General features: G+C 46.6%; 16 protein-coding genes. 14 read left to right on the top strand and 2 right to left on the bottom strand.

Annotated elements, in window-relative coordinates; translation table 11 throughout:
• On the bottom strand, positions 1-768 hold a 768-nt coding region (gene flgA / locus CAG68_RS06695), incomplete at its 3' end, for a flagellar basal body P-ring formation chaperone FlgA (RefSeq protein ID WP_161440941.1).
• A gap of 77 nt (positions 769-845) precedes the next feature.
• Between flgA and flgB the strand changes: the two genes are divergently transcribed.
• From flgB to CAG68_RS06635, 12 genes are read left to right on the top strand one after another with little or no spacing between them, the layout of a single operon-like run.
• Entirely contained in the window at positions 846-1,208 is a 363-nt protein-coding gene (flgB, locus tag CAG68_RS06690; RefSeq protein WP_005374013.1) for a flagellar basal body rod protein FlgB, read from the top strand.
• Positions 1,209-1,210: 2 nt separating this feature from the next.
• Positions 1,211-1,645, top strand: coding sequence for a flagellar basal body rod protein FlgC (flgC, locus tag CAG68_RS06685; RefSeq protein ID WP_005374012.1), 435 nt, complete (start codon positions 1,211-1,213; stop codon positions 1,643-1,645).
• Entirely contained in the window at positions 1,645-2,328 is a 684-nt protein-coding gene (gene flgD / locus CAG68_RS06680; RefSeq protein WP_005384410.1) for a flagellar hook assembly protein FlgD, read from the top strand. Before flgC ends, flgD begins: the two co-directional genes overlap by 1 nt.
• A gap of 27 nt (positions 2,329-2,355) precedes the next feature.
• Complete coding sequence (gene flgE, locus CAG68_RS06675) at positions 2,356-3,552, top strand: flagellar hook protein FlgE (RefSeq protein WP_005374010.1); 1,197 nt, start codon at positions 2,356-2,358, stop codon at positions 3,550-3,552.
• A gap of 12 nt (positions 3,553-3,564) precedes the next feature.
• Positions 3,565-4,296: a flagellar basal-body rod protein FlgF gene (gene flgF, locus CAG68_RS06670; protein ID WP_005374009.1), complete on the top strand. Its 732-nt coding sequence runs from the start codon at positions 3,565-3,567 to the stop codon at positions 4,294-4,296.
• A 24-nt stretch (positions 4,297-4,320) separates the two neighbouring features.
• Positions 4,321-5,106 carry a flagellar basal-body rod protein FlgG gene (flgG, locus tag CAG68_RS06665; RefSeq protein WP_161440940.1) on the top strand — a complete coding sequence of 262 codons (786 nt, stop codon included), beginning with the start codon at positions 4,321-4,323 and terminating at the stop codon, positions 5,104-5,106.
• A gap of 32 nt (positions 5,107-5,138) precedes the next feature.
• Positions 5,139-5,810, top strand: coding sequence for a flagellar basal body L-ring protein FlgH (flgH, locus tag CAG68_RS06660; protein WP_017635111.1), 672 nt, complete (start codon positions 5,139-5,141; stop codon positions 5,808-5,810).
• Positions 5,795-6,931 carry a flagellar basal body P-ring protein FlgI gene (locus tag CAG68_RS06655; protein ID WP_086026720.1) on the top strand — a complete coding sequence of 379 codons (1,137 nt, stop codon included), beginning with the start codon at positions 5,795-5,797 and terminating at the stop codon, positions 6,929-6,931. The genes flgH and CAG68_RS06655 overlap by 16 nt, the downstream gene beginning before the upstream one ends.
• A gap of 10 nt (positions 6,932-6,941) precedes the next feature.
• A complete protein-coding gene (locus CAG68_RS06650; protein WP_054728653.1) occupies positions 6,942-7,490 on the top strand; it encodes a rod-binding protein in 549 nt (182 codons plus the stop codon).
• The gene (gene flgK, locus CAG68_RS06645) at positions 7,491-8,864 is read left to right on the top strand and encodes a flagellar hook-associated protein FlgK (RefSeq protein ID WP_005374000.1); all 1,374 of its coding nucleotides are present in this window, start codon (positions 7,491-7,493) and stop codon (positions 8,862-8,864) included. It abuts the gene before it with no gap.
• Positions 8,865-8,877: 13 nt separating this feature from the next.
• Positions 8,878-9,777, top strand: a complete 900-nt coding sequence (gene flgL, locus CAG68_RS06640; protein ID WP_005373998.1) for a flagellar hook-associated protein FlgL — start codon at positions 8,878-8,880, stop codon at positions 9,775-9,777.
• A gap of 18 nt (positions 9,778-9,795) precedes the next feature.
• Positions 9,796-10,836 carry a flagellin gene (locus CAG68_RS06635; protein ID WP_005373996.1) on the top strand — a complete coding sequence of 347 codons (1,041 nt, stop codon included), beginning with the start codon at positions 9,796-9,798 and terminating at the stop codon, positions 10,834-10,836.
• An 88-nt stretch (positions 10,837-10,924) separates the two neighbouring features.
• On the opposite strand, the gene CAG68_RS06630 is transcribed toward CAG68_RS06635, so the two are convergent.
• Positions 10,925-13,588 carry a DUF2339 domain-containing protein gene (locus CAG68_RS06630; RefSeq protein ID WP_161440942.1) on the bottom strand — a complete coding sequence of 888 codons (2,664 nt, stop codon included), beginning with the start codon at positions 13,586-13,588 and terminating at the stop codon, positions 10,925-10,927.
• A 440-nt stretch (positions 13,589-14,028) separates the two neighbouring features.
• Between CAG68_RS06630 and CAG68_RS06625 the strand changes: the two genes are divergently transcribed.
• Together CAG68_RS06625 and fni are read left to right on the top strand one after the other, a co-directional pair.
• Entirely contained in the window at positions 14,029-15,828 is a 1,800-nt protein-coding gene (locus CAG68_RS06625; RefSeq protein WP_115386480.1) for a cation:proton antiporter, read from the top strand.
• Positions 15,829-16,066: 238 nt separating this feature from the next.
• A complete protein-coding gene (gene fni, locus CAG68_RS06620; RefSeq protein ID WP_005388695.1) occupies positions 16,067-17,086 on the top strand; it encodes a type 2 isopentenyl-diphosphate Delta-isomerase in 1,020 nt (339 codons plus the stop codon).
• Positions 17,087-17,115: the final 29 nt, after the last annotated feature.

Genomic DNA, 17,115 nt, shown 5'->3' with positions numbered 1-17,115 from the left:
AGCTACGACTGCTCTTATGACCTTGCCCGAACTTGGGTTTTCCACGTCAATTTGTTGCCCTTTCGCTCCATCTTCTAAGGCGACTCCTTTTGTGCTGGCACTAAATCCATTTTTGCTCGCAATGACTATGACTTCATTGCCTTTCTCGATTAGAGGTGGGGCCGACAAATTGGATGGATTAACCACTTGTCCAGCCCTCAAACGACGAGAGGTTTCTAAGCCTACTGCTTGCTCGGGGCGAGTATAAAAATCGTCTTGGCGAGAGATGGTTCGGGTTTCAAGCTTTATGTGTTTAGCCGTTACGACTTCATTTCGGCCAACCGTGGTTGTCGCGACCAAAACAGGCAGAGTCAGCGAAGACTTTATCGTAACGTTAATTCGCCATGGTGATGCGATATTGTCGCAGCTGACTGAGCGCTTGAGGTTACCGACTGGCAACGTGTTGTTGTCACGACCTGTGATAACTAAAGGCGATTGACATTCTGGCAAGTGATTGGCGGAACCGGGCACCCACATGTCGAAGTCCAGTTTGTACTTCCCCCACTGATTGGAGAGCGCTACGCGATCCACCTCTTGTTCGAAATCCGTTGCTACAACGGACCTTATCTCTTCAACGCTTAGGGTTTTGTCATTGGTGTTGGCGAATGCTTGTTCTGATGTCAAAGCGAGTAACGTCAGCATTATTGTTGAGGAAGTGGACACTTTCCTCTTGTTTTTAATGCTTTCCGAGAACCGGAAGTTTGGCTTCCATCCTTGTTTGTAAATCATTGATATATATGGCTATTTTTTATGGCACGTATCTTGTTTGTATGTTGGCGTATTCGAGCCAACTGTAAGGAAGATGCATGGCGATCACATTTGAAAATGCTTTAGGAGTACATCCAGAGGCACTTAATTTTCGCGTTCAGCGTACCAAAGTCCTCGCCAGTAACCTAGCAAATGTTGACACCCCTGGGTATTTGGCGAAAGACCTAAGTTTCACCACCGTAATGAACCAAGTAACGGCAGGTGGTGTGAACAAACCGGTGCCAAAGTTCCAGGTTCAGGCCCAATACTCGGTGCCTTACCAGAATAGCAAAAATGGCAACACCGTAGAGCTTGGTGTTGAACAAGCAAAATTCACGCAAAACAACATGGACTTTCAAACTAGCCTGACGTTTCTCAACATGAAATTTAATGGCTTAGCGAAAGCGATTGAGGGACGTTAATTATGTCATTCACTGATATTTACTCGATCACTGGTTCCGCGATGACAGCACAAACTGTGCGTCTTAATACGGTAGCCAGTAACTTAGCAAACGCAGATGCAGTATCTGCAAATCCAGAAGATGCTTATAAAGCGCTTAAGCCAGTATTTGCGACTGTGTACCAAAAAACGCAAATGACAACAGAAAATGGAGCTTATCCCAATGCAGAAGTTCGCATTGTTGACGTTGTTAAAAATGCTGGAGATGCAGAGAAGCGTTTTGAGCCGAACAACCCACTGGCTAATGATGAAGGTTATGTGTTTTACCCAGATATTGATGTAGTTGCTGAAATGGCAGACATGATGTCCGCAACACGCAGCTTCGAAACGAATGTTGAAGTATTAGCCAATGTAAAAAGTATGCAGCAAGGTCTGCTTAGATTAGGGCAGGGTAGCTAATGAGTATTGCACAATACACCCCTTTATCGTCTGACGCTCCAGTAAATACAAAAGCAAAAGACAGCAACGGTATCTCACCAAACCCTAAAGACATGAACAGCGCTTCTTCATTGGAGAATGAGTTTATTTCTTTGATGGTGGCTCAAATTCAAAACCAAGACCCACTTAATCCCCTTGATGGTACGGAATACGTTGGTCAATTGGCTCAGTTCTCGCAGGTACAAAGTACCGAGAATATGTCTAAGACAATGCAACAGAGCATGGTGTTACTGGACAACATGCAAGTGCTATCAACAGCGGGCCTTGTTGGGCAAACGGTTTACGTCAATGCGGATGAATTTCAGCTTGGTGAAGACGTACAAAACGGAAAAATCGAACTCGCTCATAGCTCAAACCAAGTCACGTTAGTTGTTAAAGATGAATTTGGTCAATCAACTAAAGTGCCACTAGGTGCTCACGGCAAAGGTGACGTCGACTTTTCAATTAATCCTGAAGAACTTGGTCTTAAACCAGGCAAATACTCAGTGGCCGTAGAAGTGCAAGAAGGGCAAGCAAGTCCAAATGTGCTGATGGCAGGCACTGTTGAGCAAGTGCGCATTCCTAATACCGGTGGCGCAGCATTAGTCAATGTCCATGGCGTTGGCAACGTTCCTTTCTATCAAATCACTCAGTTTGGTGCTTAACCAAATACGGAAATCAGAGGTCTATTTATGAGTTTTAACATCGCACTAAGTGGTCTGGACGCGACCAACACAGAGCTAAACACAATCAGTCACAACATTGCCAACGCATCAACGTATGGTTTTAAAGGTGGCCGCACAGAATTCTCCGCTGTATATAACGGCATGCAACCTGGTGGTGTGGAAGTCGCGTCAATTTCACAGAACTTCGACAAAGACGGCAGTATCACAGGAACTGGCCGTGCGATGGACCTAGCTATTAATGGCGGTGGCTTTTTTGTTACTAAAGATAATATGGGTCAAATGTTGTACACACGTTCAGGTGTGTTCTCAACGGATAAGAACAACTTTGTTACGGCTAACAGCGGTGCAAAGCTTCAAGGTTACAGTGTCGATAGCAACAACAACCTAATGACAGGTTCTGTGGGTAATATTCAGGTATCGACTTCCTCACTGAATGCTAAAGCAACAGACAGCTTAGATTTTGTTGCGAACTTCGACGCAAGCGCGTCTGTTATTGATAAAGCCGTAACGCCATTCAATCCAAAAGATCCAAGCTCATTTAACTCGTCTTACACAACAAAAGTCTACGACTCACTGGGTAACTCGCACACGGTAACTCAGTACTTTACTAAGACTGCTTCTAACTCGTGGGAAGTGAACGTTCAAGTAGATGGCGGTACGACGCCAGTAGCAACTGTGCCTGTAACGTTTGGTAAAGACGGCTCGCTTTCAGCACCAACTGCGCCGTTTAATGTTTCATTCCCTGCTGCAGGCGCGAACGCGATGAGTGTAGACATTAACCTGAAAGGCAGCACGCAATTTGGTGCAGCTTTTGGCGTAAGTACTAATAGTCCTAACGGTTACACATCAGGTGAACTTGCAGGTGTACGCGTTGAAGGTAACGGCATGGTTTACGCGACTTACACTAACGGCCAATCACAGCTACAAGGTCAGGTTGTTCTTGCTGATTTTGCAAACACACAAGGCTTAGCGAAAGTGAGTGGAACATCATGGACTCAAAGCTTTAGCTCAGGTGCTCCAATTATGGGTGTTCCGGGTTCAGGTACGATGGGTGACCTAACTCCGGGTGCATTAGAAGGTTCTAACGTTGACTTAACCAGCGAGCTTGTTGCTCTAATGACTGCACAACGCAACTACCAAGCAAACGCAAAGACAATTTCTACCAGCGACAAGCTTACTCAAGCTTTGTTTAACGCGGTGTAATGGGAGTTTTGCATGGATAGTTTGTTATTTACGGCAACGTCGGGTGCCAGCCGAGTTCTTAAAGCGCAGCACGTTCGTTCAAACAACTTATCAAATGCTGATACTGCGGGTTTTCGAGCGGATATGGAGCGTGTGCGTAGTGTAGAGATGCAAGGCCCAGGTTTTGATGGTCGCACTATGGTTGTGACCAACTCTGCCTCAACACGTTTCGACGCTGGCGATATTGTGAAAACAGGACGTCCGTTGGACGTTGCGGTTATGGGGGAGGGATATCTCTCTGTAGAAACCCCAGCGGGTAACGAAGCTTACACCCGTGCAGGCAATATTCAGGTCGATACTTTTGGCGCTCTAACAATCAATGGGTTCCCTGTCCTCGGTGACAATGGTCCTTTGGTTGTGCCGGATTATCAAAAGATTGAAATCAGCGAGCGTGGTCAAGTCTCAGTGATCCCACCAGGTGGCGGCGCAGAAATTGTGGCAGGCACTTTGAAGTTGGTTAAACCGGAAATTAATCAACTGCAAAAAGAGAGCGATAGCTTGCTGCACAGCGTAGATGGCGTGCCATTCGCGGCAGATGAAACCGTGCAACTCTCTCCTGAGCACATTGAGGGCAGTAACGTATCTGCTATTGATGAATTGGTTAGTGTGATGTCGCTGACGCGCAACTTTGAAATGCAAGTTCGCATGATGAAAACGGCGGAAACTCTAGCAAAAGCTGGTAACAAATTAATGGCGGCGAGCTAAGTCTCGCCCCGCAAGGAGTAAAAAATGCATTCAGCATTATGGGTAAGTAAGACAGGCATGGCAGCGCAAGACACGAAGATGACTGCCATTTCTAACAACCTAGCAAACGTAAACACGGTTGGCTTTAAGCGTGACCGAGTCGTATTTGAAGATCTTTTCTACAGCATTCAGCGTCAACCAGGCGCACAAGTAGACCAAGTTAACGAACTACCAAGTGGTATTCAGCTAGGTAGCGGTGTTCGCGTTGTTGGCACACAAAAAGTGTTCACGCAAGGTAATACCCAAAACACAACGCAAGAGTTGGATCTTGCTGTAATGGGTCAGGGTTTCTTCCAAATAGAAAACTCGGACGGACAGATCATGTATACACGTAATGGTCAGTTCCATCGAAACTCAGAAGGCTTAATGGTGAACAGTCAGGGCCTGCCTTTAGAGCCTCAAATCCAGATCCCAGACAATGCGGTCTCTTTCTCTGTGGGTGTTGATGGCACAGTGACTACAACAACAGCAGACGATCCAACATCTCAGCAGCTTGGTCAAATTACACTTGCAAAATTCATCAATCCAGCCGGCTTAGAGGCCATGGGTGGCAACTTATTCCGTGAAACGGAAGCCAGCGGTCCAGCTGATGAGCTGATTGCAGGAGCTGATGGCGCCGGCATTATCAAGCAAGGTGCACTGGAAGGGTCAAACGTACAAGTAGTAGAAGAGATGGTCGACATGATCACCACTCAACGTGCGTATGAGATGAATGCGAAAGTGGTCTCTGCTGCAGATGACATGCTGAAGTTTGTTTCGCAATCAATGTAAGTATGAAATTGGTGATGATGAAGGAAAAAGCAATGAAATGGCTTTCTAAGAGTTGGGCAGTAGCCGCCGTGTTGCTGGTGGGATGTGCTGGCCGTCAGGAATTTATTCCGCCTGAGCCGAATGCTGAGGAATATGCACCACCAACGCTCGATTACACGCTGCCGGAAACCCAATCTGGTAGCCTTTATCGTCACCAATACACGATGACTCTGTTCCAGGATCGTCGTGCTTACCGAGTTGGCGATGTATTAACGGTTCAATTATCAGAAGAAACCTCATCGAGTAAAAATGCGGGTACTAAGTTCGGTAAAAGTTCAGCAATTAACTTTGTGGCGCCGACCATAGGCACGAAAACTATCGATGAGTTAGGGGTTAGCGTGGATGGCAAACGTAACTTCGATGGCAGTGCATCAAGTTCACAAGGCAACAAGCTTCAAGGTGCCATTACGGTAACGGTACACGAAGTATTACCTAATGGCGTATTGCGTATCAGCGGTGAAAAATGGCTTCGTCTGAATCAAGGCGACGAGTTTATTCGTCTAACCGGTATCGTCCGTGTGGATGATATTAACCGCAGTAACCAAGTTTCTTCTCAACGAATTGCTGATGCAAGAATTACCTACGCAGGTCGCGGAGCGCTAGCTGACAGCAACGCAGCCGGGTGGCTAACTCAGTTCTTCAACAGCCCATGGGTACCTTTCTAATGAAGACAATGCAATCTTTCTTTATGTCTCTCCTATTGGTGTTGACCTTGGGACTACCAGGCACTTCACGTGCTGAAGCGGAAATTCCGATCATGGACTTGGTCGATGTTCGCGGCATTCGAGAAAACCAACTGGTTGGTTATGGTTTGGTAGTTGGCTTAGCCGGCCAAGGTGACCGAAACCAAGTGAAATTTACCTCTCAATCTATTACCAACATGCTACGTCAGTTTGGGGTTCAAATTGATGACAGTATGAACCCTAAGCTACGAAATGTGGCTTCTGTGAGTGTGACAGCGTCCGTTGACCCAATGGCAGGCCCAGGACAAACGTTGGATGTGGTTGTGTCTTCAATCGGTGATGCAAAGAGCCTTCGCGGTGGTACGTTATTGCTAACGCCTTTACGTGGTATTGATGGCGAAGTGTACGCGATTGCGCAAGGTAACGTGGTTGTGGGCGGCTTATCTGCAGAGGGGCGAAGTGGCTCCAAAGTAGAAGTAAACACACCAACGGCGGGTCGCGTTCCGAATGGTGCGACTTTAGAGAGAGAAATCAAAACCGATTTCAACCAACGTGATGAAATCACCCTAAACCTGCGCAAGCCTAGCTTCACTACAGCAAAAAATATTGCGCGTGAAATTAACAACACTTTTGGACCTAACGTTGCAGTTGCGATCAATAAAGCGCGCATTGATATGCGTGCACCAAAAGATACACAGCAGCGTGTCGTCATGATGTCGATGCTTGAAGAAATGAGCGTCGTTGAAGGCCGTAAACCTGCTCGTATTGTCTTTAACTCTCGCACTGGCACCGTAGTGATCGGTAAGAGTGTCAAAGTGAGTGAAGCAGCAGTAAGTCACGGTAACTTGACCGTGCGAATTTCTGAATCACAACAAGTTAGTCAGCCTAATGCGTTTGCAAATGGCGATACGAAAGTCGTTAACCAAACGGACCTTGATGTGAATGAAGATCTCGCTCAGATGGTGATTTGGCCTCCAGGCACGGAACTTAACACCATAGTTAATGCGGTAAATAGTTTAGGTGCCACGCCTACAGACTTGATGTCTATCCTGCAAGCTTTGAGTGAAGCGGGTGCATTGAACGCTGAATTGGTCGTGATATAAGGAGTTAAGGATGAAGCTAGACAGTACCAATGAACAAACTCAGTTAAATTCGATGCTTTATCACGACAACAGTGCATTGGCTCACATCAAGCATAGTCGTGATCAAGAAGGCGCACTTGAAGTCGTCGCAGGTCAATTTGAGGCAATGTTCCTACAAATGGTGTTACGCCAAATGCGTAGCAGTAGTGATGCTCTTGCTGATAAAGACAGCCCGTTTGCCAGTCAGCAACAAGGGGTATTCCGTGATATGTATGACGGTCAGCTGGCGATGGAACTAGCAAAGAAACAGAGCTCAGGCATTGCCAATATGCTCATCCAGCAGCTGAGCCCGTCTATGCGTGAGGTTGCTTTCGATGCTGCGCGTAACATCTCATCCGCTAACGATGGTAAAGGTTCGAATTCTGAATCTATCTCACAAGTAGATTCTAAAGAGGTGGAGAAGAATTCAAGCCTATTTAATACCGCTTCTCAAGCCGTCGCCTCTGTTAAACAGGTATTCGGTGAGGCCGGTATGACTACCGCGTTTTCTCAGCCGTTGATCAGAAAAATGGAGCTGTAAATGAACCTAGTTAATATTGCCCTTTCAGGTTTAGGCGCGAACCGTGTGGCCCTAGACGTAACCGCGCAAAACGTGGCAAACGTGAATACCGTGGGTTACAGTCGTCAACAAGCGTTGATGGCGTCTGTCGATGATGGTAAAGCCAATCGCTTAAGTCCAGGTTTAGGGGTAGAAGTCACTAGCATTCGCCGCGTTACTGATCAATTTCTGATTAAGCAAACGTGGTCGACTAACAGTATGGCGGCATACGCATCTGGATACACCAGTAACATGAGTCAGCTGGAGAATACGCTTGGTGCCGATGGTTTCAGTATATCGGCTGGCTTGGACTCGCTAAACGCTGCGCTTAACGATGCGACCGTTAAGCCGGAATCCATACCTTACCGCCAGCAGATCATTAACGAATCTGAAGCTTTGGCCCGCCGTTTTAATACGCTTACCGAGTCTTTATACAATCAACATAAAGACATGAGCGACCAACGTAATGCAGCGCTTAACCACGCGAATAGCCTTATGGAAAATATCGCGAAGGTGAACAAGCAACTGGTAGAGATGCAAGGTACAGGTGGTAACCCATCACAGTTAATGGATGAACGAGATAGGTTAATCGGTGAGTTATCTCAAACCATTGAAATCAAAACAACACAGCAGCATGACGGCAGTGTTCAGGTCACACTAACCTCTGGTCAACCGCTTGTGATGGGTACGGACCATGGCAAACTGGAAGCCATTCCTGACCCGAGTGATCCTTACTTGGCGGACTTACACGTCACGTTCTCGAATCAAAGCTTTGCGATTGGTGACTCGCTTGGTGGCAAATTAGGTGCGATTAATGACTATCAAACCGAAGTGTTGAAACCAAACCAACTGGCTCTGAATGACATGGCGAAAGCTCTCGCGGATGAATACAACGCCGTGCTTGCAACTGGCAAAGACTTAAATGGCAACCCAGGTAAACCTTTGTTCAGCTATGACCCAGCAAACCCTGCAGCCAGTTTGGATATTACCAAGCTAACTCCAGATGAGCTTGCGTTCTCAAGTGATGGAACACCTGGTAACGCAGATGCGTTGCAATCATTGATCGAGTTAAGCAACAAGCCAGTGGCGGTATCAGGTTACGGCTCAGTAAGCTTGAACGATGCCTTTAGTTCAATGGTGGGTCAAACCGCAATTAAAGCACGCCAAGCTAATGCTGATTATCAAGCGAAGTTAGCCATGAACAAGCAAGCGCACGCAGCTCGCGATAATGTTAGTTCCGTAAACAGCGATGAAGAAGCGGCTAACCTAATGATGTTTGCTAATGCGCACAATGCCAACATGAAAGTGATCAGCACAGCAAATCAACTGCTCGATTCTATTCTGCAGTTATTCTAAGAGGAAAGTTTAGATGCGAATTAGTGACAATCAATTTAGTCAAATGATGTTGCACAGCTTGCAGAGCAATAGCGCGGGATTAGGCGAAGCTCTGCAACAGATGTCTACTGGCAAGCGCTTAACCAAGCTGTCTGACGATCCAATGGCTTCGATCAAGTTGCTTAACTTAGACCGAGAAACCAGTGCGATTGCTCAGTACAAAAACAACATTGAAAACGTAAAAACGACGCTATCGAGTCAAGAAACCCATTTAGATTCGATCAAAGAAAGCTTAAAAAGCATGCGAGACATCGCGCTTTGGGGTGCGAACGGCTCTCTTACTGACGAAAGTCGTGGCGGTATGATTACAGAGCTTAAGAGTTACCGTGATTCTATTGAGTCGTCTTTTAACGCGCAGGATGAAGAAGGGCACTACCTTTTCTCTGGTACTAAAACGGATACTGCGGCTGTAAGTAAAGCGAGCGGCAGCTACGTAATTGAAGGTAATAGTGACAAGCGCGTAGTAACAATTGCTAAAGGTGTCACGATGGATTCCAATATGACTGCAAAAGAAATATTGGACCTTGGGGGAGGCCATAACGTGCTTAACCAAATTGATGCGCTGATCAAAGAGTTTGAGAGCCCTACCGCCAACTTCAGAGCTGAAGTTGAGGCGAGTATCAGCGCTATCGATGATACTTTTTCAAACGTACTAGGGACCATGACTGAGATTGGTGGTCGACACAACAACTTAGATCTTGTTGGTGGCGCGCACAGTGAAAACAAGCTGTTCGTTGACAAAGTATCTGGAGACCTCTCTGCTCTGGACTATGGTGAAGCGTCGGTACGATTGAGTAATTACATGGCCGCTTTGCAAGCAACGCAAGCAAGCTATGTGAAGATCGATGGTTTGTCGCTGTTTGACCGTTTATAAGGTTAGGAAGTTCTTTTTATGGTAATGAGTACAGTAGAGGTTAGACCCCATAGCATACGCTTAGGTGGACAAGAACAAGCCTCTATCATGCCGACCCGTTCTGCAGACTCAAGTACGGCAATTAAACCGCGCCCGGCGCAAATTCAGGCTGACACTGCGTCAGCCTACTCTGTATCTGGTATTCAGCTTACGCAGGGTCAGCAGCAAGCCACGGCGGTTCAGATCGCGTCCAAATCGCTGCAGGTGATTGGCAAAGAGCTCACGCAAATTAAACGTGGTTTGACGCAAGCTATTAATCAAGGCGTACAAAATGTTCCTGGTTTGCAGGATACATTGGTTCGTTCTAAAGCCACCATCCAAAAAGTCGTTGAGCAAGCACGTTTCGATGGCCAGAAAGTCCTAAATAACGAACTGCACTTAAAACTGGATAAAGCGGATATTCGTCGCTTTTCTATTCCAGGTTTGAATGTTCATCGCTTAAGCGACAAGGCCGAGCAAATCCGTTTGGATTTTCCTCAAGGTCAAGCGGTGATGATTCAGTTTGATGGACAATCAGACGGTGAGCGAACGGTCAAAATGCTGGATCGCAGCTTGATTGCGTTAGGAATGCGAGCCTCATTAGCCGATGATGGCAGCATTTTATTTGAAGCCAGAGACAACGCTTATCAACAAATGCAGCAAAAGGTGATGGTAACGGGGGAAGGGCACCGCTTCCCTGCGGGACAGCCTAACGTTTTGAACTTAAAGTCTGAGCCAGATGGTATTGCGGAGCTCGGGTTTGATCTAGGCTCACGCGACGGCATCAAGCAGACGATTGCCAAAGTAAATCAGCATCTGAAACAAGTTCAAACGAGCTTGCAGGAAGCGAAAGCTTTTCATGGTGAACTGAATACTCAAATGCGTTCTATCCAAACCAAAACCGCACAGCTTTCAGTCAATGAAGTGAATGCAAAACTGGATGGATTCATGCAAAAGTCTGGCGAGTTTACTTCGACTTTTCAGGCATTGAATGCGCAAGCAAACGTGCGTCGTCATACCGTGGTCGCTTTACTGAAGTAACGAACACTCCAATGATTCCCGGCTTTACACTGTTATCGTCCCCCAATAACGAAAACAGCGCACTGTCGGGAATCTCTCTTTGACTCGTCTAGGGCTCGAGTGCTTTTGCCACCGAACGATTCAATTTCTGGAATAGCCATCCAAGTGCTATCAAAGATGCACCTAAGCCTAAGAAGCTTATTGCTCGCCAGAACCCATCCAGAGAGCTCACATCCCATAAGAATACTTTCAGTGCGACACCGGCAAGGACCACTAGACCGACACGCTGCATCATCAGCCCCTGTTGGGTCACGCCGCGCCAAGTCAGCAATCCACCTACGAGCAAGCCAGCCACTGAATAACTGAACAACTCTGCCATGCTGGTTGGCTGATACAGCATCATCGATGTGGTTTGCCAGAGTTGACGGATAGACATCCCCAACCAAATGGCTGCAAGTAAAAAGCCTAGACTAGCAATCGCAAATCGATGAACTTGCAACGTATTCCAGCGCTTAAACGTTGCGATAAGCAGGATGCAAGCTGGTAACAGCCAGCCGATACTCAGCATGTTAAAGATGGGAAGTGCTTGTGCCGAGACGTTATCAGTCACCAACGGCGATTCTGCCGTATTAAGCAAAATAATCAATATAGCGAACGCGCACCAAAGCAAGTAACTATAGATTTCGTAGATACGGCTTAAGCGTTGCGCAAATTGGCTGCGGTAGCTGTATACCAAACCCATAACTAATGCTTGATTGGCAAAGACTGCCGCACTTGTGAAGTCGATGTGCCCCAAGTAACCATATTGCCCCGTTAACCAGTAGTTAGTTTGGGTGAACAATGCCATTAAGAATACATGTAAAAACGCCCCTTCAAACCAGTTGGTCAGTTCTCGGTCCACTTGTTTTAGTGTTGAACGAGCATAAGACAAGATGAAGAGAGAAGGCATATAACTCACAAGAACCCAAGCCCAATGCCCAGCTTCTACCGGTTGCCATTCGGGGATGAAAGGTAGCAGCGTGAGTCGGATAACCAGTATTCCCATTGTCACTTTAATCGCCCAACTCGCAGGTCGAAATAACCCGACTTGAGCCTGTAAGGCCATTATCGCAACTTGTATTGAGATTGCTGTTGTTAACCAAGTATCGCTCAACCAAACAAAAGCAATACCTATGATTAAAGCATGCATAACGGCAGAGCATTCTAATGCCAACGAACGTGCACGCTGACCAAGCACAACGTAGTAAGTGGCCATCAATGCGCAGAATGCAGTCCAATACCACAGGTAGCCCTGCATAAATTCGTCAATATAAAACAACGTAATTAAGCTCATCGCGGGAGCCAGTACCAGCAGAAGCAACCCACTGAGTTGCGAACGGTCACTAAGTGATTGGCAATATGTTCGATAGCAGATCAGCGCAATACTCACCGCCAATGCGAATAGGATGCTAGCTTCTCGCTCTACCATATACAGCGCATCAAAAGCGATGGTAAGAACTATCAGCGCGGTTGCTGAGACGAGTATGGATGGCAAAAATACACGTAATGACCAGCCTGTACGAAGTGCTGGTAGCCAGATGCTCGCAACAAGCAGCGTATAACAGTACGCCATTTGTAGAGTGTTCAGCTCCGGCATTCTGGTGACGGCAGAAAAGGTCAATAAAGCAGTTGCGAGAGCGGTAGCGGTCGGCGAGTTTGTCCACTTGCTTTGATAGTGACGAAAGCGAGGATTGAGCATCCAACCCATTCTCGGAACCGCGAAAATGAGATACAAAGTGATGGAGAGATAAATCGCGAGCCACGAGAACAACCGTTCTGTTGGTACACTCTCAATCAACAGCAACATCCAAATGACATGTGGAATCGCGATACTTGGCGTAATCCATGCCCTACGCACTTTTTGCATCAATAAGGTCGCCGCGAACGAAATTGCGCAGATGTATCCGGCTAACAAGAAGTAGTTGGGTTCATTACCCCCAATCCACAGTGGTGCTGTGTAGCCACCAATTAAGCCAAGCACGGCCATTAACGGCCCTTGTCGCAATGATAATGCTAAACTGAAAAATGCCGCTGAAGCCAAGATGATCAACGAGATACTCGGCGTTAGCATTTGATAAACCACAAAGGCAAAAATGACGGTGCAGTAAATGCCCGTTAATCCCGTACCGGTAACAGCAGCAGGAACATACGTAAAGCCTTGGGCTCGTGCTGCCCGTTGCGGATTCTGTTGTTCTTTACGGTGAAACCACTCGCCAACAAGCACCATAAGTAATGAGATCACAAAGGCAAAGGACACTCGCATAAATGGCGAAAACTGGATGTGACTACCAATCACCTGTACGAGATAACCTCCACCGATCAGCATGGCCAATGCGCCTACCCAAACCAACCAATTTTCTTGAATGTTGCTAAGCAGGCTCTGAACTTTACTCTGAAGGAATGACTCATTTTCTTGACTAAAAACATCCAGTTGCACTTCTCTTGTCTGGGCGTACCCTTGATTCGCAGCGCTCTGGTCCAAGTCTAGGTTGGTAGCTGGATCATGTTCCCCAGAGGATGAGACATCTTTCTGTGGTGATTCTATGTGAGGTGACGTCGCTACAGATGGTGTGTCTTTTTCGATGCTGAATTGTTGGTGCGCTTGTTGGTTTGAGCCCCCATGGACACTGGCTCGTAGTGATGTGACTTCCTCACGAAGTTTGGCTAGTTCTTTTTCTAAAAGTGCAGCTCGGTTGGCGGCTTTCACTCCGATGAGGATGGCGAGACACGCCATGAACAGTGCTAGTATTACGTACAATCCATTTCTCCTTGCGTACGTCGCGTGACACACGATTCTTAACTTTGAGCACTTACGCTAAAGCTTAGTTCATGCTCTATGCCTTAGCCTCATATAGTGCTAGGTTCCGCGCTTTCTTCAGAAATCATTCTACATAATGAAACTCAATGCGTAATGATGAATTCGACAAAGTCGCACACTTGTGTGCCACTTTAAGACCTGATGAACAAAAATGAGTCGTTAAGTCATTGGGGGTCAACTATATTCATAGTTCTGATGCGATCGCCAAAGGACTTCAAACATGTGCGTTTCGTAGCGATGTCATCGAAGGTCAGTCGTTTGATTTGCACGTTCGGTTGTTTCTATTTGACCGTAAGGCTGAATGTATTCGGGTATAGCGCATTCACGCGAAAAAAGACAAAAACAGGTAATTATTGATGCAAGTGGGTAATGAAGCGCTGGTGCTGTCAGCGGTTGGGGTTATTGGTTTAGGTTGCCAATGGTTAGCTTGGCGATTGCGTTTGCCAGCGATTTTATTTTTGTTGTTGGCAGGGCTGATCGTCGGGCCATTTATGCAGTGGTTAAATCCTGATGAGATATTAGGTAATTTGCTCTTTCCGTTGGTTTCTTTAGCGGTGGCAGTGATTTTATTTGAAGGCAGTTTGACCTTAAATTTTAAAGAAATTCGTGGCGTGAGTGGTTCGGTATGGAGCATTGTTTCCATCGGGGCGATCATTTCGTGGGCAGCGACCAGTATCGCAACACACTATTTCCTCGGCTTTACTTGGGAGCTTGCCATGTTGTTCGGCAGCTTAACCGTAGTAACAGGGCCGACGGTCATCGTGCCACTTCTACGAACCGTAAGACCTAACAGTACGCTTGCTAACATTTTGCGATGGGAAGGGATTTTGATTGACCCGCTCGGTGCGCTTTTTGTTGTGATGGTTTACGAGTTTATCGTATCTCACAGCGCGATAAATAGCGTCGAAGTGTTTGGGACGATCATTGCTGTCGGCGTCATGCTAGGTGCGGCCTCAGGCTATGCAGTTGCGACGATCATGCGTCGCTCTTGGCTACCGGAATATTTGCAGCCATTTGCGGTTTTGATGGTGGTTCTAGGTGTATTTTCGGTCTCTAACCACATTGAGTCTGAAGCTGGGTTACTAACCGTCACCGTAATGGGTATGTGGCTCGCAAACGCTAAAGACATCAATATTCAGCAAATTCTGCACTTTAAAGAGCATTTAACCATTTTACTGATCACCGGATTGTTCATCTTCCTTGCGGCTCGAATCAGTCTGGATGATTTTGCTGCGCTAGGTAGCGGTGCGTTATTGTTGTTTGTATTTATGCAGTTAGTGTCGCGTCCGTTATCGATTTTTCTTTCAACCTTCCGCAGCAACTTGCGTCTCAAAGATAAGCTGTTTTTGTCTTGGGTTGCACCGCGCGGTATTGTTGCTGCTTCGATTTCGTCTCTTTTCGCGATCAAATTGACCGAATACGGCATTGATGAAGCGATTTTACTGGTCCCTATGACCTTCATGGTGATTATAGGAACGGTCGTGTTACAAAGTGCGACGGCACGTCCTATAGCGCTGACATTGGGCGTCGCAGAGCCAGCACCACGCGGCTTCTTGTTGATTGGTGCTAACCGAGTTGCAAGAGAAATAGGGCAGGCGCTAGCGCGTTATGACCGTCGCGTATTAATGACTGACTCAAACTGGGAGTACATCAGTCAGGTTCGTATGTTGGGATTGGATTACTATTACGGCAACCCTATTTCTAGTCACGCGGACGACAACTTGAACTTGATAGGAATAGGTCAAGTGGTTGCATTAACGCCCGATCAGCATTTCAACATTATGGCTTGCATGCAATTCGTCGACGAGTTTGGGGAAGATAAAGTTCACTGCTTACAAAAAGTGAAAACCAACGGCAATGGCAGCGAGAAGCACTCCGTGGCTCAGGAGTACCATGGTAAATTGCTGATGGGCGGCAATGTAAGCTATACCCAGCTAGCCAGTATGTTAAGTCGTGGTGCAGAGGTTAAACACACGAAATTGAGCGATAACTTCACGTATCAAGATTATTTAGCGCATCACAAAGGTAGTTCAGTTGTACCGCTGTTCCATGTAGAAGAAAAAGGAAAAATTCAATTCTGTGATGATCCAGAGCAGTTTGAACCAACGACGACAAGCACTGTTGTGTCGCTAATTCTGTCGGACAGCGTAAAGTAAACTACAGAGCAATGTGTTCCATTTGCATCATGGGTATCGTACGCTGATTATCTCAATTTGAAGAGAAACTTGCCGGCTTGTTGAAAACGGAAAGCGAGTTTCTTTTCTTATAATGTCAGGGGCAGTCGAGATTCATTACTCGTTTCGGAAAAGTAATCCGGCAAATTCACAAAATTCGCATTGACGTTACTGATAAGGATCGCAATACTGCGCGACTGTTTTACTTTAGGGTGACATTATGGCTCCGCAAACTAACCGAAAAGATTTACACCTAGATGCTGTTTTACATCATGATATGAGCATGAAGCATAAAACGGCGGGTTTTGAGTCTGTCGAGTTCGAACACTGTGCGCTGCCAGAATGTGACTTTCACGCGATCGATTTATCGACAGAGTTTCTTGGTCATCAATTAGCGCTACCGTTTTTGATTAGCTCGATGACTGGCGGAGCAAAAGACGCAGAAACGATCAATTGTCGTTTAGCTGAAGCAGCAAGTGAATTAGGTATTGCCATGGGTGTGGGCTCGCAACGGATTAGCTTAGAAGAAAGTCAGCATTCGGGCTTGGGTAAAACCATTCGTGAGTTGGCGAAAGAAGTACCGTTGTATTCCAATCTTGGAGCCGCTCAATTGCTCGATAAAGGTAAACTCGATAATGCGCAACGTGCGGTTGAGGCGATTCAAGCCGATGCCTTGTTTGTGCACGTTAATCCAATGCAGGAAGCGTTTCAGAAAAATGGCGACCACAATTGGGTTGGTGTTTTCCAGGCAATTGAGATGCTTAAATCTCGCGTGAAGGTTCCTATCATTATCAAAGAAGTCGGTTTTGGTATTAGCGGACACGTTGCGCAGCGATTAATTGATGCTGGTGTGGATGCAATTGACGTTGCGGGCGCGGGTGGCACAAGCTGGAGTGCGGTTGAAGGGTATTGCCAAGATAATCCGAAAATGCAGCGTGCAGCCGAGCTTTTCCGCGATTGGGGTGTCCCTACAGCAACATGTTTGGCTCAAATCCGCGCACTGCATCCTACATTACCCTTGATCGCCTCGGGAGGTGTTCATAACGGACTTGAAGCGGCGAAAGCCATTCATTTGGGTGCTAATCTCATTGGGCAAGCTGGTGCGGTATTAAAAGCTGCGACGATCAGCACGCAGTCTGTCGTCGATCACTTTGAACAAATGGCATTAGAGCTGCGTTTAGCGTGCTTTGGTACTGGCTCTTTTAAGGTTGGTGAGCTAACAAAAGCGCGCTGCCTATAGCTTTTAGAATGGCGCGCTTTACACAGAGT

The sequence above is a fragment of the Vibrio sp. V42_P2S4T144 genome (assembly GCF_009904715.1).
Lineage (GTDB): Bacteria > Pseudomonadota > Gammaproteobacteria > Enterobacterales > Vibrionaceae > Vibrio > Vibrio alginolyticus.
The sequence above is the reverse complement of the archived record's forward strand: the minus strand, read 5'-3'. Positions and strand labels throughout refer to the sequence as shown.